The following is a 25,542-nucleotide window of genomic DNA, read 5'->3' as shown; positions in this document are numbered from 1 at the left end:
TAGTAACGGAGATGAATACACGTTTTTCTCATCTTTTACCCTTTAAGGCGAGATGAGCTGCGGTGATGTCAACGCGGAAAGCTGCCCGTTTTTCATCAGTAGTCCTATGCGGTACCAGTATTGTACATTGTGCACCACCTGTTTGTCTGTATAAGTATTTGTTTTCATTACGCCTGCAGCTACCGGAATAAAAGGGCCACCGGATGAGGTGCTGCGATATACCATAAATCCGGTATGCAGTGCAGGATCGAATGCAGGTGACCATTGCAGCAATATGCCGCAGGTGTCTGTCTGTAAGGTGAGTGTTTCCAGAACCGGGGCTGGGATTTCTGTTTTTGCAAAGGTAAATGTGCTGATGGCAGCGGCCTTGCTCAGCGGTGTTTCGTTACCGTCATAATCGATGCCCACCACTTTATACCAGTAAGTTTTTTTAGGTTCCACTGTTTTATCTTCAAAAAAACCTGCACTCATCCATGGAGTGGCCTGCACGGAAATACGATCACAGACCGGTATGCCTGGCGATGTATAGGGTGCTGTAAGTACCTGCGGTGGGGCCGGAGGCAACTCGATAGTCATACCACCTACCCATTTATAGGCGGTATCACCCGGCTCGTTAGCGGGAAGCTTACCAGTGGCGCGATATACATGATACGCTCTTGTGTCTTGTGTGGGAGGTCCCATCCATTCCACCCGTATCTGGTTGGCCTGTGCATACAAACCAGCAATCAGTGCTGGTTCTGGCGGTGTATGGTCGCGGAGGCGCTGACAAATGATCTGGCCTTTTTCTATCGGAGAAGGAAACGGGAAGCTACCACTCTGGTTGCCGGAAGAATCTTTTGCTTTCACCCAATAGGCGTAACAGAGCGGTGATCCTTTTGGTATAGTGTGGTCATCAATGATAACGTGATTCGCTGCAAGCGCTTTCTTTGCAGAGTCTTGTGTGACTTCTCCCAGAAAAACAAACGGTCCGCTACAGGGACAGGGCAGGAGAGTTGTTGGTCTGTTGGGTTCATCAGGTGGTCTTCCTGCTAAAGTATTATTAAACGTAAGCCCACCTCCGGGGAGATTATACAGTCGCCATTGCAGGCAACTGTCATTAGGATTACATTCTTTCCACTCGCCCAGGTGACAAAGGCTCCGATATACCATGTAACTGGCAATATCGGGTTCTGCATTGAGCTGCCACTTCACAGTAATATGTTCTTCTTCTCCCTGTGCTGTTACTCCGTGTACAATATCCGGTTTGGTTGTATCTTTTACCACCGCGGAGGTGGCAGTAGACCATGGACTGATATTGCCGGAGAGATCTATTGTGCGAACGCGATACCACCACGTTTTATCGCCGTAAGGGGCACGTAGCCCCGGTCCATAGTCAGTGGTATCCCTGGATTGTAGTCCACGGACCGGATGTACTTCTCCGATTAAAACAGCCCTCGTGGTGTCAGACATATTGGAAGAGGGGAAGCGGTATACTTTGTAATGCATGGCACTGTCGGGCTGCTCCCAGTGCCCATTGATATCCCTTACTACCTGTGTCCACCTGATATTCACATAGCCGGCTACGTTATCTGGTGTGGCAAAAATATCGATGGGTACTGCAGGTGGAGTAGTGTCTCTTGCGGTGGCACCAATAGCCGTAAGTGGGGATACTGGTCCGTGGCGTCCGAAGAAATCAACTGTGCGTATACGATAATAATACCTCACGCCATTGCGTGGCCCGCTGATGTGATTGACGATGGTTACCGGTTCCTGCGCAACTACTTCATGTGCCACAGGTTTACCGGAAACGGGATCGAAATGCTGATAATCGGTGTAGCCTTCCATTGTTGGAATAAGCGTATCTCCATTGAGATGATGACTGACGCGTCCGGTGTTTACTGCGGGATTTATCCGTCTGTAATAATTGTCAGGATTAGTCCTGAAACCGCTACCTAATGGGTTTACTGAACGTTCTACCACATAGCCGCCGGCACCGGGTACGGTATTCCAGCGTATTTGTATCATCGCATCGCCGGCTTCTGCAACAATACCTGTTGGTGCTGGCAATGGCGTGAACACACCGGCTACCACCTTCAAATCGGTACCTGCTTCTCCCAGCTGATTTCCCGCAGCATCCAGGCCTACTATTCTGTAAAAGTAGGTATTACCGGAAAGGACGGACCAATCCTCATAGGCCAGCCCTGCAGCTCTGGCAATGGGCATATTACGTGCGGTGAGTTGTCGTAGCAAAGTATATTTAGGAGAATCTGCATGGATCGTGTTCATCTGGCAGGGATCGAACAGGGCGGTGTCTGCGAGACTGCCGGCTACAATTTTCCAGCTGGCAGAATCCGGCGCAGTAATGAGCAGGGACTTGATGGTAAAACAGTTGCCGGCTGGCGCGACCGGCAGGTGATTGATTGGTGTAACCGGATACGCTGTTGTGATATTTTCCTTTCGGAAAATGTTATACTTCACTGCATGTGATACAGGTTGCCAGTTGAGTGCAATATAAAGTCCGGGACCGTCCTTACTGCTGATGGCAATGGCATTTTGTGCATAGAGTGCAGGATCAACCAGCCAGCAGAGAAGAAACAGATGTATTTTAAGGAAAGTCTTCATTATTGATGTTTGATCAGACAGATAAAAACCACTAACGGATATAGAAACCTTCTTCGGAATTCACGCCCAAATTAAGTGCTATTGATTTGCAGACAACCCAGGCCACGCATCCTTCGAGACCCACTTTTCCCTGGAAGGAAAGTGGATACGGAAGCATCAGCTGCAGGTTATAATAAGCGCCGGCAGATACCAGTCCTCCCAGTATTTCTCCATGGATACGGCCGCCGAGATTACCGATTACATAGGGCAGTCCTATTCCGGGCGTAAAGCCGCCGAAACGCCTGCCTATATCCGGTGTTAACACAAAGGCGCCGTAGCCTACGAACATATCATACTCTCCGGATACCACATAGAGGTTCACCCCATTCTGTACGTGGAGATAGCCGTATATACCAGTGAGAAGATCTGGCATGGCGGTCATATTAAGGTTATATCGGGGGTCGGCACTCATCAGCACCCATGCTCTTGATTTAGGGGCATTGTTGCCGATATAGAAACCAGCGCCAACACCAGTGCCGGCAGCAGTTCCCATTATTTTTAGTTTTACCATTCCCTGCAGCTCATGGAAATTGAGTCCCCAGTGCCAGTTCAACTGCCCTTCTGCTTCCAATGAATTGGCTGCCATGACGCTGTCCTGTACGGTGCGGAATTTCCCGGCTACTTCCCCTTCCATGAAATCATCTGCGTTGTTAAGGGTGAACTGTATGTGCCCATTCACTAATGCATCCAGCCGTGCTGCAACAGACAGGTAGGCTTCTCCATCAATCGTCAGTTTTGACAGATTGGGTGTTTGCTGCAACATGGCGGAGAGGTAGGAACCGGAGCGGGACGCGATCATCATATTGCCGGCAGCGGTTATTTCGCCTCCTATTGTCAGGTTGGAGATGCCATCGTTCTGCAGACAGGCGCAGCCCCATATCCGTTGTAGTTTGGAGATATTGGAAATAGGGCCCAGCGCAATGGAACGGTGGTCGTTCAGGTCGGATCCGATACGTATGCAGCTGCCACGGCGGGAGAGGTTGAGGAAAGAAGGCAGTGTGCCCCCGGGTATACTACGCAGGTTACTGGTGCCGATGCCGGTAAAGCCATCCTGTGCATCATCGGCATACTTCAGCGTAAAATCAAAAACACCCAATCCGTTCGACCAGTTACCTGCAATGGTGGAGTCAGTTGGATGAAACGCTCCTTCTGTGGCGCTGCTTAGTGCGATACGCCGGTTGTAATAGGGCGCGGTTGCCATCGATGGATCATAATAATCCTGGATATGGAGATAGTCACCACCGAAGAATGGAAAATGTACGGTGCCGCCTACACGAAGAAATGATTTTACACTGAGATCGGGATCATAAGTTGACAATGCTACGGCATCATGTACAAAATTGAAGCCGTCGAATTGTTGTCCGGCACTATTAAAATCGAAGAAGAAACGACCGGGAGTTCCGTTTGCCAGCAGCTCTCCCCAGGTAAGCCAGAAGGGTTGCGCGAAATGAACGCTTTCCAGCAGACCAGCAGCCGTGATGATCACCTGTCCGGTTTTCACGCTGACAAGTCCTGCATTGCTGAAACCTGGTCGGGGGAGCAGGTTTAACCCCCAGTATTTCAACGATGCATTTTTGGGGATGGTCAATTTCCCGCCGGCATTGTTGGCCGTGGACGTGAACACCATTTCTTTGAACGTCAGTTTTTCATCCAGCGGCTCTGGCAGATTGATACTGTCACGGTAATCGCATTTTACAACAGCACTTTCCACACATTGCAACGTGAGATGGCCCGGACCACCATTCCAGGTGTTGGTTATCGATGTCCGGAATGGCTCGACGCCTTTGTATAATGGATTTTTGTTGTTGCCCAGTTCCAGTCCCGGATGTTCCAGTGCCACCGTAACGATGTTGCAGTTGACTCCTTCTGTGGCAACATGCAGCCACATAGATCTGTCGCTGAAAATCATGAGCCTTAACGGGCTGCTGCTGCAGGAAAGTAATGAATCCCTGGGTTTCCATTTCCCGGGAATATCGGGAGAATTGATGATCAGGCATTTTAGGTTCTTAATGGTGGCGCCCTGCATATTGTTGGCATCCAATGATGCCACAGAAGTCAGGCTTGACGGTCCTGAAAACTGCTTACCATCATTGCTCACCGGCATAAAAGCAGGGCGTGGTTGTGCGGAAAAAAACAACCATACGGTATCAGACGAAACCCCGCCAAATGATTGGCGGTCCGCACCACCGGCTTTGACAAAGTCGCCCCAGAAAACGGCGGAATCATCTGGTATAGCCGATTGTCCTGACAGATTCATAGAGGCTCCGAAATTCAGCGTTGCTCTTTGCAGTACCACGGCATTATCATTGCCGCGTCGTATAGCCGTTCTGGGTAGGGTGACCACGCTCTCTTCCAGCAGGCCGGAGGAAATGCTGCTTGCTCTTACGATCACTTTCCCGGTATGGAATGCAATATCATAACCTGCCGGCTGAGAGCTGGCATATCTGTAAGGACTGCTTACCATGCCGGCGGTGAGGCCGTTGCTTTCTATCAGCGCAGTACTGAATGCATAATCTGCCTGCAGGTAGCCGATATTGGAGATAACACTACCTGCCGGTAGTCCTTTGGAGTGCCCGGCAAGGAGCCACACGCCTTTCCAGCTATTGGGCTGCCCGGAAGGCACATAGGCAGCGGTTGAACTGAAGTCAGCGATATAACCAGTGCCCTGTATACTGAGGGTGGTAGCACCTATACCAAATTCGCCATATGTGGAATCGGGCCGGGCTTTGTAAAATTCGCATTGTGGCGACAGGTTGATGTTGCCAAGATCCAGTGCAGCGCCTCCGCAATTTCCGGTAGCAGCAAGTGAGTTGGGCAGGATGAGTTTTGCCACTGCTGATGCGCCTCGTTGACTGATGGTAAGGCTGCTGACTTCCAGCCTGAACCCCGGATGTACATTCAGTGAAAATGGTGCTATCGGTATTGCCGGATCAGTGGGGTATTGGGCTGTACCGGTTTGCACAGTGCCAGTGGCTGCATAACGCCCGGGCACGTGCACGGTAAGATCCGTGAATCGCACCCTGATCCCCTCCGGCCTTTTAAGGCCGGCCATCTCATTCAGGTACCGGGAAAAAGAGGTAGCGGTAACACCTTCATGCGGTAACAGCAACTCCACCTTTGACCCGATGCTGGTACGGATGCCCAGCGCAGTGGCATCACGTATACTGATTTCTTCACCATTGGCATTACGTACACTATCTACTACAGCAACCATCACTGGTTGCATTACTGCAGTGGCGGAAATATAGTGCTGCCACCAGGGACTTGCGCTGCAGCTGAATTGTATCCGGGCTAAACCAGTCAGGTGTATATAACCACCTGACAAAGGACTCCATTCGCCGCTTTCATATTCTTCTACTACCAGCTTAAAGCCGCCCATTATCAGCGTATCAGGGAATTCTTTCAATAGAAAATATGGATTATTCAACAGGTTACCGGTGTTGTGCCGAACTACCCGTACGTAGGCCGGCGGCTGTGCCGATGCCCGGTAGGCACAGAGATGAAAGGCAAACAAGGATACCAGTATCCATATTATGATCCTGAATGTGAGGGGTTTCATAATATTTTTTTTGGAGTAATCAGAGCGACAAACACGCCTGCATACGAAAAATGAGTCGATATAATGTGCTACAGTGGCCGAAAAACAATTAATTGAAAAGGCTTACGTTATAGGATGATACCGTCACAGCTGTATCTTATATTTTGAGGTCTGGAGAGAAACCTGTTGTAACAAACTTCCCTATAAAGATAACATCTTTTTTAGAATTTTTCTCCCGGAAGAAAAATTATCGAAGGATAGCCGTTCATTTTTTGTTTATTTCGCGGCGATATTATTTCTGGCAGCTCCCCGGCAGGTGTATTCCCTGTTTTCTGCGTCCCGGGGATATGATTGGGGTATGGCATTGATGTAGCCAGACAATCTTTCCGGGCATATGAACGTACCTGATATGATTATTTGCGGTCAGCCATGTATCATGGCTGACCGGATGTTGCTTTAAAAGTGCAAAACAGGAAATGCTGTCTGGTATTAAATGGCGTGATATGTTCTTCCGTGATACATTTGATCTTTGTAAAACCGTTTGATAGTTGCGCTGCCAGCGCCGTTTCATCATATTGCTTAATGGTTAGTCCACTACATTTTGTCGGACCATCATAGGAAAAGGTGCCAATGGTCATATAGCCTTTTACTGCTTGCTTGGCAATGCGGAGGTACTTTTCAATTTGTTCGGAAGTCGTCATAAAGTGAAAAGCAGCCCTGTCATGCCATAAATCATAGGTGTTGGTAGGGTTAAATGTTGTTATATCGGACACTATCCAGGTCACCTTCTCCGCGAGCACGCCCAAACGTTTCTGAGCCCGTTCCAACGCTTTTTCAGATATATCCAGTACGGTAATATCTTCATAGCCTTCCCGGAGCAGGAAGTCAACCAGCTTGCTGTCACCGCCGCCAATATCAATGATCCGCGCTGATTTCGGAAGGTTCATTTCACGAATGAGTGCCAGTGAGATTTCAGGTACTTCCTGTGTCCAGCTTACTTCATTTGGCTGCTTGCCTGTATAGATATTTTCCCAATGTGCTTTCTGATCCATCATCATGTTTTCGGACCACAAAGATATCTATTCGGTAAGAACTTTCCTCAATTACACAGGTGGCCATAAAAGACCTGTCCGGCTCCATTCCCCTCAGAATGAACAAAGTGAATAGATCTTCCCGCATTAAATATCAGTAAATTTAATATAGTGGAATATTGACTTTGTCGTATATGATCACCCCATCAAATAACTATCAAATCATGAATGCCCTGGGAAAGTCAGTTAAAGGAATGTATGTGTTCTTATTCGCGCGAAGGGTTTTTTACCCGTTCAATCTTTTTTTGTACAAATTGAGCATGTGCGGGCTAGGCCTCAGGAATTACGAGAATGAGGTGGTGTCAGGAGAAAAAGCATTTATTAAATACCTGATGGCCGGGCAGCATCTTGATTCCGGTGTTATCATGGATATTGGTGCCAATATGGGCAACTATTCCATTATGCTCAGGAAAAATAATATCAGGTTACCTATTTATGCTTTTGAGCCTCATCCCGTGGCCTTCCGGAAATTGCAGGAGGTGGCTGCAGCACACGATTTTACGCCTGTGCCGCAGGGAGCAGGAGAAGTAAGTACCCAGGCTGCCATGTATGATTACCGTGGAAATGGAGGTTCAGAACATGCCACCATGTACAAAGATGTGATAGAGCATCTTCATAAAGGACAGGCAGAGGAAGTGGCTATTATGCTCACTACCATTGATGAATTTGTAGCATTAAATAACATATCAAAGATCGCGCTATTGAAAATTGACACAGAAGGTCACGAGCTAAGCGTGTTGAAAGGGGCGCAGCAAACCATTGCCAAAGGACTGGTATCCGTCATACAAATCGAGTTCAATGAAATGAACATCATCTCCAGAACATTTTTCAAGGATATTGTTGATATATTACCAGGCTATGATTTTTACCGGTTATTACCCGATGGATTAAAAGCACTGGGAGCGTATAATTCCACCGGTTATGAAATATTCTCTTTCCAGAATGTAGTAGCATTAAAACGCGACTTGAATTAATAGGCGTTTTTATCTCCCTTAATCATATTCATTAATGTCTGAAAAATGATCTGGCAGTCCAGCCAGAAACTATAGTTCTCAATATACCACAGATCAAAATCAACACGCTTTTGCATCTGACCAGATATCCTGGTTTCACCTCTGAAACCATTCACCTGTGCCCAACCTGTAATTCCCGGCTTCACTACATGTCTTAGCATATAGTGCTGTATAGTGTTCTTGGATTCCTGGTGTAAAGGAATGGGATGGGGGCGGGGACCTACCAGCGACATATCTCCCAGCAGTACATTGAAAAACTGGGGAAGTTCATCGAGATTGGTTTTGCGCAAAAAACGTCCGATGCGGGTCACCCTGCTATCGTTGCGTGCTGCCTGCTGGTATCTTCCATTTTCATCCACGATATCCGTGTTGATGACCATAGAACGGAACTTATAACAGATTATTTTTTTGTTCTTCAAGCCCCATCTTTCCTGTTTGAATAAGATGGGGCCAGGAGAAGATAACTTAATCAGTAAGCCTATAATGGGAAATAACCAGCTGAATACCGTAATAAAAAGTAAACAGGTAAAGCAAWATTCAAAAATACGCTTGAACCTTTGTTGGGTGAGATCATCCAATGGAGAGGTCCGGATCGTTAAAAGCGGGAACTTACCAAAGAAGTTCATACTGGCAGTAGACGTGCAGAAGCGATGACAATCCGCTATGATTCTTACGCGTTTGGCTTCCTTTTCACTGGCTATAATGATATTTTCCATCTGCCCGTTTAATGTTTCCGGTAAAGCGATGATCACATCATCTATTTCATGATCTTCCAGTATCCTGGTAAGATCAGACACCTTGCCCAGGTACTGCCGGTGCAGGTGATCATTGGCCTGCTCATCCACAAAACCAACACAGCGGTAACCAAAGTGATCGTTGGATAAAATTGTTTTATAAAACTTCATTCCTGTGTCGCCGGTACCTACTATGAGTATATTTTTTATGTTATAACCATTTGACCTTAACCTTAAGAGGGACTGCTTTACAAAAAATTTAACGATAGTAATACTGATGAAGATAAGAAAAGTATACAGCAGCGTGAATGTTCTGGGATAAGGATAATACTTGAAAAAATAGAAGAACAGAAATGTGAAGAAGCAGGCCTGTAACAAGACGGTCTTGAGAATCGCAACAAATTCATAAGAAAACGACCGGGTCCTGAATTCATCATATAGATGAACAGACATACCGATGGCAGTCCATGCTGCAATACTGATGCCCAGCAGTAACAAATTAAATTGGGAAAAATATACATCTCCTAAACCAGCAATATATTTTCTGGCGCAGAGGAACGCCAACGTGAGCACTATGTAATCAATGAGTAATCTCAGAGAGAAATTGATTTGGTTTCCTGGTTTCATAGTATTGTTGTTAAGTCAGTTCCCGATAGCTTCAAATACCTGCAAAAACTTGTTTTCAATATGATGGATGTCAAAATGTTTTTCCGCATACGACCGGCCATTATACCCCATTTCCTTTCTTAAAGATGCATCCGCTACCAGCTTCTCTATATGATGACAAAAACCCTGGTGATCATCCGGCGCGGTGCAATAGCCGGCTTTATTTTCCAGCACAATAGCAGCACTCAGATTGGACGGGGGAATAGCAAGTACAATGGGCTTTTGCGCACATAAATAAGTAAGCACTTTTGAGGGTACGGAATAGATGCCTGCATCATTTTCCAGTATGCCCAGTAAAATGTCCGCAGCGCCCAGTACCTGGCTCATATCCCTGAAATGCTGGAATGGTAATAATAACAGGTTGTCCAATTGTTGTTGCTCCTTTTCTTTTTGCAGAAATGCTGCACCAAGTCCTTCTGAAATGACGATAAAAACAACATCCTTATGTTTACTGAAATACGCTGCTGCGGCAGAAAGCATGGCAGGATTATGTTTTAACCCAAGTGTACCGGAATAAATAATGCAGGTTTTATCCATTACCTGGTGTTGCCTGGCCCATTGATTATTTTTATCCATCAGTGTTATTTCCCTGATGGGTGCCCAGTTGGGGATGCAGGTGACCAGGTTGGGATGGATTTTCCACTTGCGGAACAGATGGTTAAAATCCTGGGTGATACTAATAACATGTGAACTTTTCTTAAGCAGATTTATTTCGAGGCGCTTGAAATAATACCAGATCGGGAAGCTGAAGAAGCCCAGCCGCCGCCTGGCGATTTGCCTGATAGCAACTGCATAGATGTCCTGACACCAATACACAAATTTAATCCCCTTGCTGATGCAATACCGCTGCACATGTTGTTGCACAAATAAGGGCGTGGTACCACTTAACACTACATTGGGTTTAAATGCCTCCATTTTATCAATTAACTGCCGGGCATATTCAATTTCCTGTTTTCTTCTTTTTAAAAGGGAGTATTTATCAAACTTGCCTTTGATCATAATAGGCAACACTGTCAATCTGTTCCCGTCAACAGGCAGATCTTCAAAGTTTCCTTTGGGTGATTGAAAGGACACGGAGTAGGCATGCAGGACTTCATGCCCGCTTTGCACAAATTGCCGGCTTAATTGCAACGTAAACGCATGACCCGAATGATCGTTGACCACAATTTTCATACTGTCTTTCTTTTATATAATAGATCCATTTGAAGGATTTGTAATTTTTCAGATTGCAGGAAACCCACTGGGGCGATGAATTCAAATCCCAGGTCTTTAACAAAATTGTGCATCTCATCAAATAATGGTTCCCCTTCATACATTTGAACAAATGAGGTTTCGAATAACAGGTAATCAATTTGCCGGAGCGTATTCACCGCACCTTTTAATACTTCTTTTTCAAATCCCTGCACATCCATTTTTAAAAGTAATGGCGCCACTAAGGGAGAAGAAGGACGGAAGTCGTCCAGTCGCTTCACCTGCACCTGTATTTCGTTTGAGGTGGCAGTTTGGGGAAGCATGTTTTTTTGTAAAACAGATACATGAAGCGCAGAGCTGGCGTGAGAATAAGCATTGCTGTTAAATGCAAGGGTGCCTGTTGAATTACCCAAAGCAAAGTTGTAAGTATTGATCAGGGGCAACCGGCGTGTATTACGTTGTAATATGGAAAACACTTCCGGAAGCGGCTCAAAAGAATGAATGGCTGCTTCGGGATAGAAATGATTGGCTGCCAGGGCAAACTGTCCCTGGTTAGCGCCTACATCCAGGATGACACTCAATGAAGGAATGTAATGCCGGCAGTTATGTACTATCAGGGTAGAGGCAACGGATGCTCCTTTTTCCCACAAGGGTGTGAAACCCCTCCCCGAGGTCAGAAATACTTTTACTGAATCCGCAATTTTGAAAATAATACTCATTTAGAAAATTTATAATTCCAGCAATCCTGATAAAATCCAATCGTTTCCCGTACGCTTTTAGCCCATGTAAACTGTTGCACCTGTGCTAACCCATGCGTAATTACCTGTTGTCTGTAGCTGTCATTTTCAAGGCTCTGAATTTTTTCTGCGAACAGGAGAGGATCTGCTTTATCTGCCAACAACCCTGCATTTCCCACTATCTCAGGCATGGACGTAATGTTGGTAGTAACAACCGGACAGCCAGCCTTCATCGCTTCACCCGGAGGAAATCCAAAACCTTCATAAGCAGATGGATACAGCAAACAGAAAGCGTGATTGTATAAGCTATTCAGATCAACCTGGTTCACAATAGGGAAAATATGATAACGACCTGCAATTTTTTCCTGCATTCCCTGCAGTTCTTTTTTATCCCAGGGCTCACCACCTATTATTACGAGTTGATAAGCGGGCGGTAATAACTCCATTACTTTTACTGCAATGGAGAAGTTCTTATAGTTCCTGCGCGCGCCCACATATAGAATGAATTTTTTATGGAGATCCATATCCAGTGAACATCTGACCGGCAATTGCTTATTAATCGGATAAAAATCATCAGAAATGCCATGATAGATGACCTTCACTTTTTCCGGATCTATGGCCGGGAAAAAGTGAAGCAATTCCTTCCGGGTACTTTCTGAAATGCAGATGATACCATCTGCACGATTGATACCATATGCCTTTTGCAGCGTATTGGCCAGTCCCCGCGGAAATTTTGAAGCGAGTTTCCTTTCATGTGCGAAGTCATGCACAGTAAGCATATTCAGAATGTTTTTCTGGGTAGAAACCCGGAGGTAGCCAGCATGAAAAACGGAAGCTGCAGGGAGTTGATACCGCATGGGCAGGTAGCGGAGATATTTACTGGGAATCCAGCTTTCACGGATACAATTGAATGGATGATAGTTTATTTTCTGCTCAAAAATATTCTTTGGTACCGGAGAGGCATTTAAAAAACAAATGGCTTCACCACTGTTGCATATGCCCGACAGCAGCTCATACCAGTAAGCAGATACACCACCTGCTTTTTGAATAGAGAATATAATATTGTCCAAAAATATCTGCATCATGAGCTGTTCTTTATATCCACATGTGTAACATCACCGGATTGCCGGAGATGTAATGAATTCCTTTTACGAGATGGTTATATTCTGGTACCACTCCTTTTATCAGGGCTATCAGCTTTTCGTAATCCTGCCCTTCATGATAAGTGGTAATGGCTATTTTAGGCTTGCTTTCCCGGATCGTTTTCAGTGCGCCCCTGATCATGTTTTCCTCAAATCCTTCAATGTCTGCTTTCAGGTAATCTATCCGGATGCCTTTATCAGCAAAGAGACTGTCCAGCGTAACTACATCCACTTCCACAGAATGCCCGTTGTTACTATGCTGCTGGAGGGTACCATTCAGTACGGTGTAACCGGAGATAATATTCATGTATGCTTTCTGACAAACATCCCCGGCAGCTACGGGAAGAATCACTACTTTGTTTTTTTGTTGAAAAAGTTGTTGCAGGGAATCTACAAACAAGGGCAGGGGTTCCAGTACAAAAATGCGGCTGGCAGTATATTGATGCTGGAAAGCAAAAAAGCCTTCTGCACTGCCGCAGTCTACTACCACATCACCCGGAGCTACCTTTGTTTGTGGTATTTCATAGTAATGCCAGTGAGGAGGTCTTGCTTCTGCCAGTATCATCGCCAGACTATAAAATGGCGCTGAGGATGGATAGATGAATATATCATCAAACCCTTGTATCCGGTAATAGGAGTAGTGATCATCTTTATTTACGAGGACTGCCTTTTGCCTGGCTACCGCATACATGCCGGGTGAAAACAGATGATACATCATTTCACGCCATGCTGTTCGTTGCCTTACCGTTTTATTGAACAGGTAATGATATAGTAAGGCCCCCCGGAACCTAATGCCCCATAGTATATTCCGTATTTTGTTCATATTCATTTTCATTAGTTGCCTCATTTTCATATGCACTGAGCAATGCGACTATTATTAAAAAGAGATCGATCTGACTGAAAAAGAAACAGACGCCCACAAATGCAAAATAGTTGCGCTGAAAAGCGGGTGTATTTGGAGTTGTTTTAGTAAGTATCAGGAAGAAGAACAATAACGATACAGCTCCAAATTCAGCGAGAATGAAGAACCATCGCATGTTAAGATTATGACCACCAACACCATCTACCCGATTTTTGTAACTAAGCTGCCCGAAGAAGTAATTGGGAGGAATGAACGTGCTGTTTCCGGCGCCGTATCCCGATAAAAGAAGATAGGGCTCATCCTTCAGGAAATCCACTATAGGTAACTCCATATCCCTTTGGAGCGGAATACCCATGATGATATTATTCTTTTGCCATATCTCATTATCGTACCGGTAGGCAGATCTTTCAAAGAGCAGTTGATAAATAGGCTGGTTCCGGTTTTCCATATAATGTTTCAGGAAATATTCCTTGGAAGCAGCTACGATGAGGAAGATGCCTACGATCATGCCTAGTGTACCCAACATTTTCACCCTGACGGAATTGAATTTCTTAAACGTAGAAAACAGGAAGGCGCCGGCCAGTATGTTTATCCAGAATGTTTGGGAAGCGGTGAGAATACCAACAACCAATGTAACAGCTACCATTTTGTAGTTTCTGTCTTTAGCAAATAGCGGGATCGCCAACGATAAAAAGGCGCTGAATATTTTAGGCTCTGAGAAAAATGCCTGTACCCGCAACCCAAGCGGGCCATTGATTTGCTCCAGCATATACCGGCTTTGTAACCCCAGTAGTTCTCCCAATGCTATATTCCTAAAGACCAGCTGCACGGCAATCTGTATGGTGGCTACTACACAGGAGATGCCCGCTATTTTTTTTATGGTGGTGATGAATTTGTCGAATGAAAGCTGATTTCTGTCCTGCACTATCTTTGCCCCAATGGCAAATAGCGGTAAGTAAGTTTTTACGTAAAAATAGATAGGCTTGGTACAAAACGCCAATAGTTTACCTCCCGGGTAATAGAATGGATCCTTGTATAGCTGTGTAATAAGAAATACCGAAATATGGGAGAGCAGCGGCAGCAACAACAGGAACAGATATTCTTTCCGGATGTATTGTCTGCCTGTCAGCAGCTGATGAAGCTGTTCGATAAAAAAGAAGATACCGATAAAAAAAGTAGCTGTAAAGGTAGGACCTATGGCAATCATCGTGTAAGCTTCCGTAGCAAAGGCACATAGCAGCGTATCAATAATATTGATCCGCCTGTTGTAATACAGATACAGCAGTACCCCAGCTACCATCAGGGGCATACTTTCCCTGAAAGCTTCCACATATGCATTACTGCTTTGAAGACTAGTGTATCCGTTATCCATTTTATTTTTTACTAATTAGGTGATACGTTTATACAAGCCGTATAACAACGGATTCTTCTTTACTATTTTTTTGAGCCTGATAGATAAACTGCCCGGACTGTATACTGTAGCAACAGTATACCTGTCTGCTTCCTCCTGTATACTATTTTTCCCGGGATGAATGATGTCTGTTATGGATCCGTATTTTATCTTTTTGAACCATCCGGGAGTAAAACGGGTATGGGTGGAGGCTTTTCCATAACCTATATTTTTAACAAGACTAATATTCGGGGTAATCACCCATCCTTTATTAAACCAAACGCTCATAAACCATTGTATGTCCCATGTATCGGTTTTAGCATCGTATATGGATTGCAATTCGGACTGCAGGAATTTACTAAGGCCGCTCCGGGAAAGGTGCTGGAAGGAACGGAGTGAAAAATCATATTTTTGCCAGGCCCGCCGCCAGCTGGCCCATCCCCATACCTGTGCGTAACGGGAGAAGTAATAGGCAGCATCTCCCCAGTGTTTGCCTGCCTGGAAGTTACTCCCGTTGATGTGCAGGATGTTTTCATCAGACCTGTATTGTGCCAGTAGTGTGGCGCAAAAGGGGAAGAAGCTGGGATCCGGTATACAATCATCTTCCAGTATGATGCCTTCCTCTACCTGCTGAAAAAACCAGTCGATGGCAGTACTTACTGCCTTACCACATCCCAGGTTATGGTCGCGGAATAATGTTTGTACTTTACAGGGCCAGTCTATTTTATCTAAGATGCCATTTCTTGTTGCTTCACATAACGCTGCCTCTCCGGGTTTGTCCCCACGAGGGCCATCTGCAGCTATAAACAGCTGTTCCGGCCGTTGCAGCCTGATTTGACCGAATACCAGCAGTGATTGCTCGGGCCGGTTAAATATCAGCAATAAGACAGGCGTCTGTAACATTATTTGGTTGCCTCCAGTGCAACTGCGTTATTAAATCTGATTTCTTCTTCTACCCGTTTAAACATATGATCACTGCTGTCGTTAAACCCGCAGTTTCGTATGTTTTTGAACCCGGCTTCCGCTAACTGATGTGTGAGCGATACATGGTCCCACATATACAGATGTTCCCGGTTACCCAACATAAATTGTACGATTGGCCGAAACCCGCGTATCCGCTCTTCCTTGCCCAGCAACGTTTCCTGCATGAATGCGGTATTTGCCTCAGGATCATTATTATCCAGAAGATCAATATATCTCCTTGCGGCCCCGGCTAAATCAGGAAGCACGCACCTGAAGTAGCCACCTGGCTTAAGTAACCGGAAGGTATTCCGGAGGGCCAGCTTGCAATCGCTGCGGGACAAATGCTCCAGTACATGGGAGCAGTAGATGCCATCACAGGAGTTGTCGGCAATACCGGGTAACCCTTTTAATATATCACCCAATAGCACGTCAGGATGAAAAGAAACATGCATCACTGGTTTCAGCAGGTTCCCTATCAGAGGGATTCGCTGAATGCTGAGTGTAGGCGATGAATCGAAATTTTTCCAGCCAGCCGGCGCCGAAAAAGGCCCACAACCATATTGTACATATAACTTGTTACCAGACATTTTATGGTTTCATATTTTTAAAGAAATAAGTGTAATAGGTTTTCGCGAATATGCTGTATCCTTCCTGCTTCATATACTGACAGAGCTCACTCTTGTCTATTTGAAATAACTCAAATGGTTGTGATTCCACCAATACATAAGCCGGTCTGTATTTATTCCAGTTGTTGGAGCGTAATACTTCCATATCAAGGCCTTCTGCATCAATAGTGAGAAAGTCAATGGCAACATCCTTGGCCAGGTATCTATCCAATATATCTGCCAGTGGCCAGGTATCTATTTTTTGCTCTTTGATGACCCGGTATTGAGGGGCCTGTGTATACTCTTTTACTTTTTCCTGAGAAAAAGTACTTAAAGCAGGTTCGTTGAATATGAAGTACGTGAGTTGCTGCTTTACTGCAGATACCCCCATTTCCAGGTTGGTATCTTTAGGTCTGTGCCTGTTGAATAAAGCTTTCGAACCGGGAAGGGGATCTATATTTATACCGGTCCACTTTTTTTTATGAAACAGGTAGGTGTTGGATACCCGGAAGGGATGATGTGCTCCCACATCTACATAAATGCCTTTCTTTTTCTGGCCAAAGATTCTTTGCAGAATAAGATCTTCTCCCTCAGAACTGTATGCCCGCACACTGTACCTGAACTGGGGAAATAAGGAAGAGATTATTTTTGCTGCCATGTTCTTCAAACCACTCATAATGTTTTTTGATTTACGGTTAATAGCTTGCCAGTAAATACTTTAAAGCTCGAGTGTACCTGTTTCATATCTGAAATCATCCGCAATGGATGAAATATTTTTTTTGTCAGCAGATATCCCTGCCCGCTTTTGTCGAGCAACATCGTTGTTCCATAAACGGCGCTATATGCAACTACTGATGCAATAGCCGCGCCCACTCCGCCATAGGCAGGAATCAGCAGGAAGTTAATACCGGCATTGACAAGTAACCCGGAGATATTACCATAGAGATAAATTTTATACTTCCCCTCCACGAAGAGGTATTGTACTAAAACAATACAGGTAAATACCGGGATGCTGGCCCATATATGGATCATCAGTATCTGTGAAGCTGCCGCATATCCCTTACCGTATAAAAACGGAATAATGAATTGTGCCGTGAGGGTAATGAACAGGGAGATAGCAAGACTTAACCAGAATGATAAGCGCAGCCATTTTTCCAATGTAAGCAGATACCTTTCTTCGCTGTTTTTTTTCTTTTCTATCAGACCCGGTAACACCGCTACCGCCACAACAGTGGGAACGGCATACCAGAGTTCGGATATCCTGGCCGCTGCAACATACCTACCCAATTCAGCCGGACTGGAAAGGATATCGAGTAATACAAGGTCTACTTTCAGGAACAGGACTACCAGCAGGTTGGATAGTATCAGCGGCCAGCTTTGTGCCAGCAGCATTTTCGCCAGTGGTATATCCACGTGCAGGGTAAATCCGGTAGTATAATGATGCCTGTATATCAACAATATGATCAGATAGGTAATCACCAATTCGATGACCGATGCCCACAGGAAAGTAAGCAGCGTACCGTGAAAGAATATAATGAGTAGCTTAATCCCGCAAAAAGTAATGAAAACAGATACCTTAGGGATGATCACTCTTTTTAGATTGCTTTTTACCTGGTAGAAATAATCCAATACATCAAAGGATTGTAGTACAATGAGCAAGGAGGAGAAAATGGTACAATAGAGATAGAGTTGCTGATGTTTCCGGGTGATCAGCACAATACTGACACTTGCCAGCAAGCAGGTGATGCTGGCGAGCAATCTCATAAAGATAATAGTCGCAACAATTGCCCCTTGTTGCTGCTCATGATGAATTAATTCTTTTACAGCAATTTTATCCATGCCCAGTATCGCGATACTACCGATGATAGTGGTGAGCGCCAGGGCATAATTCCATATGCCGAATTCTTCGGGTCCCAGGTAACGGGCAATGAGCGCCAGGATGATAATGCCGGGGAAAAGTTTACTCAGCTTATCTATCAATAACCAACCGCTATTTTCAAAAAGTTTATGCAATTCTTTGTTTTATTTTTTTAACCAATGATGCCCAGGTATTATTATTCCGCTTATTTTCTGTGTAGGAATAATGATCATAATAGTAATATGGATAGAAAGTATCCTGCTCTATACCGTTGAAAATGATTCCTGTTTTTTTGAAGAATCCTTTCCTGATATTTTCGGATACAGGTATTAATTTGGACTTATGCGTGAAATTATACCGTACCACAAACAGGGCGCAATCTATTTGTTGCGCAATACTCTTTGCGTCAGATACAATGCCGATCGGCGACATATCAATGATCACGAAATCAAACTCCTCTTTCAGACGATCCAGCAGGTCAGCCATGCGCTGTCCTTCTATTAACTCAATCGGATTGGGAGGAATAGGCCCGGAAGAAACAAGGTAAAGACCATCTGTATGCGGTACTTTTTTGATGATCTCGTCTATCGTTTTGTTACCAATAATATAGTTGGTGACGCCAACGCTGTTATCCATTCCCAGGAACTGGGAGAGCTTTGGTTTCCTGAGATCCAGTTCAAGGAGCACTACTCGTTTATTGCTAACCGTTAGGGCATTACCCAGGTGTGCAGAGAGGAAGGTCTTTCCTTCACCTGATATGCTGGACGTAAGTAATATGGTGGGGGTACCCGTTTGTCCGGTGAGCAGGAATTTCAGGTTGGTACGCATGTTAAAGATCTGTTCTACCAGTACGGATTTATTCTGGAGAGACATATCCCTGGCACCTTCTTCCTGTTGATAGATTTCAGCGATCACCGGCAGATCAAATACCTGTTCAATTTCCTTTTTACTAAGTACTCTTGGATTTAAGAAATACTTAAGATAAATGTAGGCGCTGGTAAGAATCAGTCCTACCGCCACGAAGCCAACGAATACAATGGTTTTTCGCGGGGAGATGGGTTTGTCAGGTATAAAGGCGGGAGCAATGACTTTGTTGTCTACTACATTGCTGGCATACGCTACCGCCGCTTCTTCCTTTTTCTTTAGCAGGTAGAGATATAGATTTTCCTTTACCCCCTGTTGTCTTTTAATATTGATATATTCCTTTGCGTAGGTAGGTATATTCGCTATTTTCTGTTGAATCTGGTTTACCTTATCCTGTGTTTTCTTTTGTACAACGCCCGCATTCCGTTTATAGCCTGCGATATAGTCTTTAATGGTTTGCCTGGTGTCGGTGATCTGTGATTCCACATTTTTTAAGATATCGCTGGTAGGCTTCAGGGAGAGCGACAATCGTTTCTTTTCTCTCAGTGCTTCTTCATACCTGTTGATCATGGCCGTGAGCGTTTGATCAACGTTGCCTAACATGGGGGCAAAAGGATAGTCGCTGGAAGGATTACTGATGTAGTTTTCTACCTGGTTAAATACAGACAGCTGCATATTGGCTTCGCTCAGGCGGATGTCTGCGTCTTTTACCTGTTCCAGTGCCAGTTTTGAGCTGGCATCAATATCTGTAATGCCTCTTTGTATTTTGAAACTTTCTTCCTGTTGTTCCAGCAGGCCGAGTTCTTCTTTCAATGAATCAATCCTGACGGTCAGGAAATCTACTGTCTTGAATGTGACTTTGTTTTTATCATCGAGGGTATATCCATTATAGGCATCGAGTAAAGCATTCAGGAAGTCGGCGGTTCTTTCGGGAATAGGGTCCTTGAAACTTACCAGTATGACGGTAGCATCCCTGTTGACCAGTGCAGTGCCTATCTCATCTATCTTGTCATAGGCAAATTCCATTACGGAATCCACGCGTATACGGAAGTTCCGGCTTCCTCCTTCTGAACCGGGTGCAGGATAGGTGATGACGAATTTATCTTTTGCTATTGCAAATGGTTCTCCTGAACGGACGGTTAATTGTGTGCTGGAGTCAATTGTATCACTGATTCGTTTTATCCTTAGTTCGCCATTCGCTGTTGTTACATCAAAAATGTAATTGCCTACTTTTGAAGGGTCGCTCAACACGCGGATGGTGAGTGGTGGATGATTATAAACCTCTTCATTACTGACGGTGCCCTTTACATAATAGCGCAGGTTAAAGCCATTATTGGCGATTACTTTTTCGAGGAGTATGGGAGATTTGAGGACCTCCATTTCATTCTCAATATTTTTGCTGCTGTTGAACATTGTCAGCGATTTCAGCGCATCCATTTCTTCTCCGCCACCTTTTTTCTCGTCTTTGAGGTACAGTTTAGCGGTAGACATGTATATCGGTTTCTTGTACTTCAGGTAAAGCATGGCCGCAGTCACTGCAGCTATTATTACCAGGAGGTATAACGGCCAGTGAAAAGTTATTTTCTGGAAGAGATCATTCAGATCTATAACAGGGTTCCTGTTGTTGGTGGCTTTATGCTGATTCATATATTGCTGATCATTTACTTAGAATGACAATCGTGGTAAGAAGTGATATTACACCTATAATAGCTGGTAATAGCTGTATCGTTTTGGACGTGGCAAACGTACGGTCAGGGCCAGGCTTCACATAAATAACATCATTGTTGCTGAGATAATAATAAGGAGAGGAGAGTGTTTTGCTGTCGTTCAGGTTGATGGTGGCATACGTTTTTATACCATTTACTTCCCGAATAATCATGATATCGTCTCTTTTAGCAGTTACATTGAGATCACCTGCCATACTCAATGCATCCAGGAGAGACGCTCTTTCTGCGCCTATACGAAAAGAGCCCGGATGGGCAACATCTCCCAATACGGATATCCTGAAATTAACCAGGCGGGTGGATACATAAGCGCTACGGACTGTTTTCTCCAGCTCATGCGATACCAGGTCATTAATTTCAGCAGTTGTTTTGTCTTTTACATTTATTTTGCCAATAACGGGTAAGGCTATATTTCCGATGCTGTCTACCAGGTAACCCTGTTCCATGCCATTGTTGGCAGTGGGACCGGCCGCAGCCGCATTGGGATTGAAGATCTGCGATATTTCTTTGTCGAGCGTGGTAATGGTGATCTGCAGAATATCGCCCGGCTGTATTTTTAGTTGTTGCAGCCGGTTAAGGGAGTCGGCTCCCGAAGTGGCGGCCAGGTCATTGAAGTAGGTCAGTTTGCGGCTGCTGGAGCACCCGTAAATGAAAACCAATAACATGATCAGTGGTAATCTGAATTTTAATCCCATATTTAGTAATTAATATATAAATGCAGGTATTGCGTGAAAAGTGAACCATGAAAATATTCATCACTACACACATCGGGAGGCTCAGCGTAGACAGCTGTAAAGCCAGTTTAAACAGGATCCTTCTACGTTGTTATTTCGACTTCGGTAATACTAATATTTGGTTTATTCGTTTTGAAAAATGTTGCCCTGATTTTTTCCTGGGCAGGTAATTCAAAATAGTAGTAAGCGACAAAGCTGAGCGGTATCAGCACCATGAAAAATAATAATAAAGCATATGGTGAATGCAATGCCATGCGGTTGATACCGAACAGGTCAATGGCCAGCGCGAAAGTTATCATTAAGGGAAAATGAAGGAGATACATGGCATAACTACAGTTGCCCATGATTCCCCATTTGCTGTTAATCGTACCTTTGGCCGTTTCCCATAATGTGAAGGCTAAAATGGTACATGGTGCAACAGCGGTACGGAAGAAGAAGTTTCTGAGTAGTCCAAATGCTACCAGTGCGGACTCAGGGGTTTTTCCGGGCATTACCTGCGGGTAGTACTTTAACCAAAGGTTCTGCATGAAAGACAGGTGATACTCGGCAAGTATCGTGACCCATATCAGTACGGTGATGGTGACGAGCAGGGGTAAGGTTTTATGGCCCCTGTTTTCTTTTACCAGCCAAACGTACCAATAGTAAACAAGTGCACCTAAAAAGAAGGAATACATTCCCTTTCCAATCAGGCTGAAATAATATTGCACGAATGCGCCAATAGGGACGAGGAGCAGCAACAAGAGCTTTTTGTTTTGCAGTCTCAGGTAGCAGACCAGGAAAAATACTAAATACAGGAACACTTCCACAGAGGCAGACCAGGCTGGGCCATTAAATGATGGCCCTTTCTCCAATCCCCAGTTTTGTATAAAAAAGAGATTCAATACAAAATGATAGGAGTCATTAAATTGACCAATGAAATAGTGGCCCATTGTTTTTAACATCAGCCACTGCAGTATGGCCACCAGTATTAAGGTAACGAAGTGAATGGGGTAGAGCCGGCTAAGCCGGTATCCCATAAACTTCCTGAAAGTCAGTTTATGATCGGCGACTTTGTCTGCGTACAACCAGAAGAATATAAAACCTGATAGCAGAAAGAACAGGTCAACCGCTACCGGGGCATCATTATAGAATAGGGAGAAATACCGGTATAGTGGAAGTGCTGTTTTATCATATCCTCCGGCTACGTAGGTATAGTCTGCATAATAGAAAAACTGCCAGTGATACATCACAACGATCATGGCGGCAATGCCTCTGAATGCATCAAGTGTGTAGAAGTGCTGGGGTGGTTTTGGGTAGGATGCCATTTGGATTTTCGATAGCTAGTTGATTGATGATGATCCTAATTCACTTTTTATCTCAGATTTTGATCGAAGTAGTGTTAATAGACACGATAAAAACTCAACTTGATAATGTTAATTTAGATATAATAATGAAATGTACTCTGATAGCGGGATGGAAAGGATAAAATGGATGCCTGGGTACAGAATGAACAAAATGAACAGCGTTAGGCAGCGCTTCCTTCGGCTATCTCAAAGGACGATGGTTAACTCCGATGCCTAAACGTTTGTCCGCCGTTGCTTATCACCTTTCTGAAAGAAAATAACTTATTGGTTTAGTATTTATAAACTTTAGGAGCGCCCTGAATAGCCGGCTAAAGGCAGGTGATGCCGGAGCACAAGAGGAATATGTAGCAGCGTCATATCTTAAATGGAAGTCGTAAAAAAATTCGGGAAGGCAGTAGGGTTTTCTTCTCCTGAAAGTGTATTAATAGCATCTGTCAAATGTCCCCGGCGATACTGATAGATACATGATTAACAGGAACCAGCTTTTATCATTAAAATATCTTCTGCTCTGCTATGGAACGGGCTTTTTACTATGCGATTATCGCCTGGAAAATGATGGCTATCATTTTATTTATTCCACTGTCCCTCGCTTATTGCTTTTTTAACCACTGCTGCAGACTATTCAGAAAAGCCGTTTGCCTGTCCGCAAAAAGATAATGCGACGCACTATCCAGGTATTCAAAATGGGAGTCACCCACTATATTCCGGAGACTGGCTATTTGTGCCATAGAAAAGATGCCATCCTGCATGCCATACAATGCATATATGCGCATATTGTGGTGCTTTAAATCAGACAGTATCGGCTTTACATCAATATTTGTACGCTTTTCGTTTTTATAGAAAAGTTCGGGTGCCTGATCATTTCTGATATCTTTTAAGCCGCCTGCATCATAGGTAGCATAAATCTTTTTTGCCTCCTCTGTGCCATTGGCGACTTTGAAGAATCCATTTTCAGCAGCCAATGAATAACATTCTTTGCGATACGCTGCTGAATTTTTAGAAAGATTTGAGACCGATAATACCTGTTGTAATTTTAACGTGTCATGTTTTCGTGTATAAATAGTTTTTACGGAATCCAATATGTGATCATAAGTTTCCTGCTGAGAGAAGAGGCCACTCGTCAGAATAAGGGCATCTATTTTCTCCGGATGTTTTTGGGCAAACAGCGTAGCCACCAACCCGCCAAAGCTGAAGCCGATGAGGTCCGCACGTTTGAGCCGGAATCGTTGATAGATACCATTCAGGTCGTCAAATGCTTCCTGGTAGGTCACTTTTGCATTTTCATAGCTGGACCGGCCTTCGCCTCTGCGGTCATATACAATGACATAAAAGCCTCTATTAGCCAGTTGTTGCGCAGTAGTTGCTTCAAAAAGCAGTGAGTTGCCCCTGGGGCCACCATGAATAAATATGACAGGGATGCCGTTTTTATGCCCAAACGTTTTAATGTAAAGAGATTGGCCGTATGCCGGCAAAAGCAGCAGAAATAAGGCTGTTAATAAAAAAAAGTGTTTCATGTTGTTGTTTAACGCAGCGGCCGCAAATTATTTTATCTGCAGGAGATATCAGCCGGAAACCCCTGGTATTTTTTTATGCTTGACAATATGAAGAGGAATAGATCATGCAGCAGTTGCTTTTAATGAACGGCCGCTGAAAAAGGAAATGTAACGAAGTTTATTCGCCCTCAGCTTTCTCCCAATAAAACCTTCACCATGTTTTCATGATTATTAATAAACTGCCGGGATGTTTTATAATTCTCCGTTTCCGTATAACTTGTTTTACGTATCCCCTTTTCGCTGAGCTCATAAATAGTAGCATCAGGATAAGCCATTACAATGGGGGAGTGGGTAGCAATGATGAATTGGGCATCCTGTTGGATCAGTTCATGCATTCTCGTCAGCATCGCCATTTGCCGCATGGGGGACAGGGCCGCCTCGGGTTCATCCAGGATATATAGGGCATTTCCGGAGAAGCGATGTATGAACAGCGCCCAGAACGCTTCTCCATGAGATTGTTCATGTAAAGAAACGCCTCCATAATCCTGGATCACCCGGCCTGTTGGACCTTCGTCTAAATGTTCAATATTGGTTCCTACATTGAAAAAGCTTTCACTTCTCAAAAAGAAGCCATCTTTTGGGCGTATCGGTGCCCGGGCTATCCTGATATACTCGTGCAATACAGAATGGGAAGCACGGGTAGCAAAATTGAAATTTTTGGAACCACCTTCCGGATTAAAACCGCAGTTGACAGCAATGGCTTCAATCAGGGTAGATTTACCCATTCCATTTTCACCGGAGAGGTAAGTGACTTTAGGATGAAATTCAAGGGAGGAAAAGTTTCTCAGCGCAGGAATATTAAAAGGATATTCCCTGGAAGATGCAATTTTATCCCTGTTGAAACTCAATGTTAACAGTCCTCTTTTTTTTACCATCACCGATCCTTGTTTTGCG

At 44.5% G+C, this 25,542-nt stretch carries 19 protein-coding genes; 1 reads left to right on the top strand and 18 read right to left on the bottom strand.

Features of this window, described 5'->3' with window-relative positions; genetic code table 11:
- Positions 1-42: 42 nt before the first annotated feature.
- The 3 genes from AB4Z08_RS28845 to AB4Z08_RS28835 all read right to left on the bottom strand — a co-directional run bounded on the left by AB4Z08_RS28845 (position 43) and on the right by AB4Z08_RS28835 (position 7,230).
- Positions 43-2,601 carry a hypothetical protein gene (locus AB4Z08_RS28845; RefSeq protein ID WP_441577256.1) on the bottom strand — a complete coding sequence of 853 codons (2,559 nt, stop codon included), beginning with the start codon at positions 2,599-2,601 and terminating at the stop codon, positions 43-45.
- Positions 2,602-2,632: 31 nt separating this feature from the next.
- Positions 2,633-6,199 (bottom strand): hypothetical protein, encoded by a 3,567-nt coding sequence (locus AB4Z08_RS28840; RefSeq protein WP_441577255.1) that lies wholly within the window; start codon positions 6,197-6,199, stop codon positions 2,633-2,635.
- A gap of 413 nt (positions 6,200-6,612) precedes the next feature.
- Entirely contained in the window at positions 6,613-7,230 is a 618-nt protein-coding gene (locus AB4Z08_RS28835) for a class I SAM-dependent methyltransferase (protein ID WP_441577254.1), read from the bottom strand.
- Positions 7,231-7,529: 299 nt separating this feature from the next.
- Here AB4Z08_RS28835 and AB4Z08_RS28830 point away from each other — a divergent pair, with 299 nt between their 5' ends.
- Complete coding sequence (locus AB4Z08_RS28830) at positions 7,530-8,243, top strand: FkbM family methyltransferase (RefSeq protein ID WP_441577253.1); 714 nt, start codon at positions 7,530-7,532, stop codon at positions 8,241-8,243.
- Here the strand turns inward: AB4Z08_RS28830 and AB4Z08_RS28825 are convergent.
- The 15 genes from AB4Z08_RS28825 to AB4Z08_RS28755 form a co-directional block, all read right to left on the bottom strand.
- A complete protein-coding gene (locus tag AB4Z08_RS28825; protein WP_441577252.1) occupies positions 8,240-9,643 on the bottom strand; it encodes an undecaprenyl-phosphate glucose phosphotransferase in 1,404 nt (467 codons plus the stop codon). The two genes, AB4Z08_RS28830 and AB4Z08_RS28825, sit on opposite strands and share 4 nt — an antisense overlap.
- 15 nt (positions 9,644-9,658) lie before the next feature.
- A complete protein-coding gene (locus AB4Z08_RS28820) occupies positions 9,659-10,855 on the bottom strand; it encodes a glycosyltransferase family 4 protein (protein WP_441577251.1) in 1,197 nt (398 codons plus the stop codon).
- Complete coding sequence (locus AB4Z08_RS28815) at positions 10,852-11,592, bottom strand: FkbM family methyltransferase (protein ID WP_441577250.1); 741 nt, start codon at positions 11,590-11,592, stop codon at positions 10,852-10,854. The genes AB4Z08_RS28820 and AB4Z08_RS28815 overlap by 4 nt, the downstream gene beginning before the upstream one ends.
- A complete protein-coding gene (locus tag AB4Z08_RS28810) occupies positions 11,589-12,695 on the bottom strand; it encodes a glycosyltransferase family 4 protein (RefSeq protein WP_441577249.1) in 1,107 nt (368 codons plus the stop codon). Before AB4Z08_RS28810 ends, AB4Z08_RS28815 begins: the two co-directional genes overlap by 4 nt.
- A gap of 10 nt (positions 12,696-12,705) precedes the next feature.
- The gene (locus AB4Z08_RS28805; RefSeq protein ID WP_441577248.1) at positions 12,706-13,575 is read right to left on the bottom strand and encodes an FkbM family methyltransferase; all 870 of its coding nucleotides are present in this window, start codon (positions 13,573-13,575) and stop codon (positions 12,706-12,708) included.
- A complete protein-coding gene (locus AB4Z08_RS28800; RefSeq protein WP_441577247.1) occupies positions 13,541-14,986 on the bottom strand; it encodes a hypothetical protein in 1,446 nt (481 codons plus the stop codon). The genes AB4Z08_RS28805 and AB4Z08_RS28800 overlap by 35 nt, the downstream gene beginning before the upstream one ends.
- A 15-nt stretch (positions 14,987-15,001) precedes the next feature.
- Positions 15,002-15,907, bottom strand: coding sequence for a hypothetical protein (locus AB4Z08_RS28795; RefSeq protein WP_441577246.1), 906 nt, complete (start codon positions 15,905-15,907; stop codon positions 15,002-15,004).
- The gene (locus tag AB4Z08_RS28790; RefSeq protein WP_441577245.1) at positions 15,907-16,554 is read right to left on the bottom strand and encodes a class I SAM-dependent methyltransferase; all 648 of its coding nucleotides are present in this window, start codon (positions 16,552-16,554) and stop codon (positions 15,907-15,909) included. Before AB4Z08_RS28790 ends, AB4Z08_RS28795 begins: the two co-directional genes overlap by 1 nt.
- Before the next feature lies 1 nt (position 16,555).
- Complete coding sequence (locus AB4Z08_RS28785) at positions 16,556-17,248, bottom strand: FkbM family methyltransferase (protein ID WP_441577244.1); 693 nt, start codon at positions 17,246-17,248, stop codon at positions 16,556-16,558.
- A complete protein-coding gene (locus AB4Z08_RS28780) occupies positions 17,245-18,585 on the bottom strand; it encodes a flippase (protein ID WP_441577243.1) in 1,341 nt (446 codons plus the stop codon). The genes AB4Z08_RS28785 and AB4Z08_RS28780 overlap by 4 nt, the downstream gene beginning before the upstream one ends.
- Positions 18,578-20,941 (bottom strand): GumC family protein, encoded by a 2,364-nt coding sequence (locus tag AB4Z08_RS28775; RefSeq protein WP_441577242.1) that lies wholly within the window; start codon positions 20,939-20,941, stop codon positions 18,578-18,580. The genes AB4Z08_RS28780 and AB4Z08_RS28775 overlap by 8 nt, the downstream gene beginning before the upstream one ends.
- A 10-nt stretch (positions 20,942-20,951) precedes the next feature.
- Positions 20,952-21,713, bottom strand: coding sequence for a polysaccharide biosynthesis/export family protein (locus AB4Z08_RS28770; protein WP_441577241.1), 762 nt, complete (start codon positions 21,711-21,713; stop codon positions 20,952-20,954).
- A 122-nt stretch (positions 21,714-21,835) separates the two neighbouring features.
- Positions 21,836-23,056 carry an acyltransferase family protein gene (locus AB4Z08_RS28765; protein WP_441577240.1) on the bottom strand — a complete coding sequence of 407 codons (1,221 nt, stop codon included), beginning with the start codon at positions 23,054-23,056 and terminating at the stop codon, positions 21,836-21,838.
- A 629-nt stretch (positions 23,057-23,685) separates the two neighbouring features.
- The gene (locus AB4Z08_RS28760) at positions 23,686-24,609 is read right to left on the bottom strand and encodes an alpha/beta fold hydrolase (RefSeq protein WP_441577239.1); all 924 of its coding nucleotides are present in this window, start codon (positions 24,607-24,609) and stop codon (positions 23,686-23,688) included.
- Positions 24,610-24,776: 167 nt separating this feature from the next.
- The gene (locus tag AB4Z08_RS28755; protein WP_441577238.1) at positions 24,777-25,523 is read right to left on the bottom strand and encodes an AAA family ATPase; all 747 of its coding nucleotides are present in this window, start codon (positions 25,521-25,523) and stop codon (positions 24,777-24,779) included.
- Positions 25,524-25,542: the final 19 nt, after the last annotated feature.

Source organism: Chitinophaga sp. RAB17 (genome assembly GCF_052114225.1).
Lineage (GTDB): Bacteria > Bacteroidota > Bacteroidia > Chitinophagales > Chitinophagaceae > Chitinophaga.
The sequence above is the reverse complement of the archived record's forward strand: the minus strand, read 5'-3'. Positions and strand labels throughout refer to the sequence as shown.

Coding starts and splice junctions, on each gene's coding strand:
- AB4Z08_RS28845 (WP_441577256.1), bottom strand. CDS start 2,601: ATGAAGACTTTCCTTAAAATACATCTGTTTCTTCTCTGCTGGCTGGTT.
- AB4Z08_RS28840 (WP_441577255.1), bottom strand. CDS start 6,199: ATGAAACCCCTCACATTCAGGATCATAATATGGATACTGGTATCCTTG.
- AB4Z08_RS28835 (WP_441577254.1), bottom strand. CDS start 7,230: ATGGATCAGAAAGCACATTGGGAAAATATCTATACAGGCAAGCAGCCA.
- AB4Z08_RS28830 (WP_441577253.1), top strand. CDS start 7,530: ATGTGCGGGCTAGGCCTCAGGAATTACGAGAATGAGGTGGTGTCAGGA.
- AB4Z08_RS28820 (WP_441577251.1), bottom strand. CDS start 10,855: ATGAAAATTGTGGTCAACGATCATTCGGGTCATGCGTTTACGTTGCAA.
- AB4Z08_RS28815 (WP_441577250.1), bottom strand. CDS start 11,592: ATGAGTATTATTTTCAAAATTGCGGATTCAGTAAAAGTATTTCTGACC.
- AB4Z08_RS28810 (WP_441577249.1), bottom strand. CDS start 12,695: ATGATGCAGATATTTTTGGACAATATTATATTCTCTATTCAAAAAGCA.
- AB4Z08_RS28805 (WP_441577248.1), bottom strand. CDS start 13,575: ATGAACAAAATACGGAATATACTATGGGGCATTAGGTTCCGGGGGGCC.
- AB4Z08_RS28800 (WP_441577247.1), bottom strand. CDS start 14,986: ATGGATAACGGATACACTAGTCTTCAAAGCAGTAATGCATATGTGGAA.
- AB4Z08_RS28795 (WP_441577246.1), bottom strand. CDS start 15,907: ATGTTACAGACGCCTGTCTTATTGCTGATATTTAACCGGCCCGAGCAA.
- AB4Z08_RS28790 (WP_441577245.1), bottom strand. CDS start 16,554: ATGTCTGGTAACAAGTTATATGTACAATATGGTTGTGGGCCTTTTTCG.
- AB4Z08_RS28785 (WP_441577244.1), bottom strand. CDS start 17,248: ATGAGTGGTTTGAAGAACATGGCAGCAAAAATAATCTCTTCCTTATTT.
- AB4Z08_RS28775 (WP_441577242.1), bottom strand. CDS start 20,941: ATGAATCAGCATAAAGCCACCAACAACAGGAACCCTGTTATAGATCTG.
- AB4Z08_RS28770 (WP_441577241.1), bottom strand. CDS start 21,713: ATGGGATTAAAATTCAGATTACCACTGATCATGTTATTGGTTTTCATT.
- AB4Z08_RS28765 (WP_441577240.1), bottom strand. CDS start 23,056: ATGGCATCCTACCCAAAACCACCCCAGCACTTCTACACACTTGATGCA.
- AB4Z08_RS28760 (WP_441577239.1), bottom strand. CDS start 24,609: ATGAAACACTTTTTTTTATTAACAGCCTTATTTCTGCTGCTTTTGCCG.
- AB4Z08_RS28755 (WP_441577238.1), bottom strand. CDS start 25,523: ATGGTAAAAAAAAGAGGACTGTTAACATTGAGTTTCAACAGGGATAAA.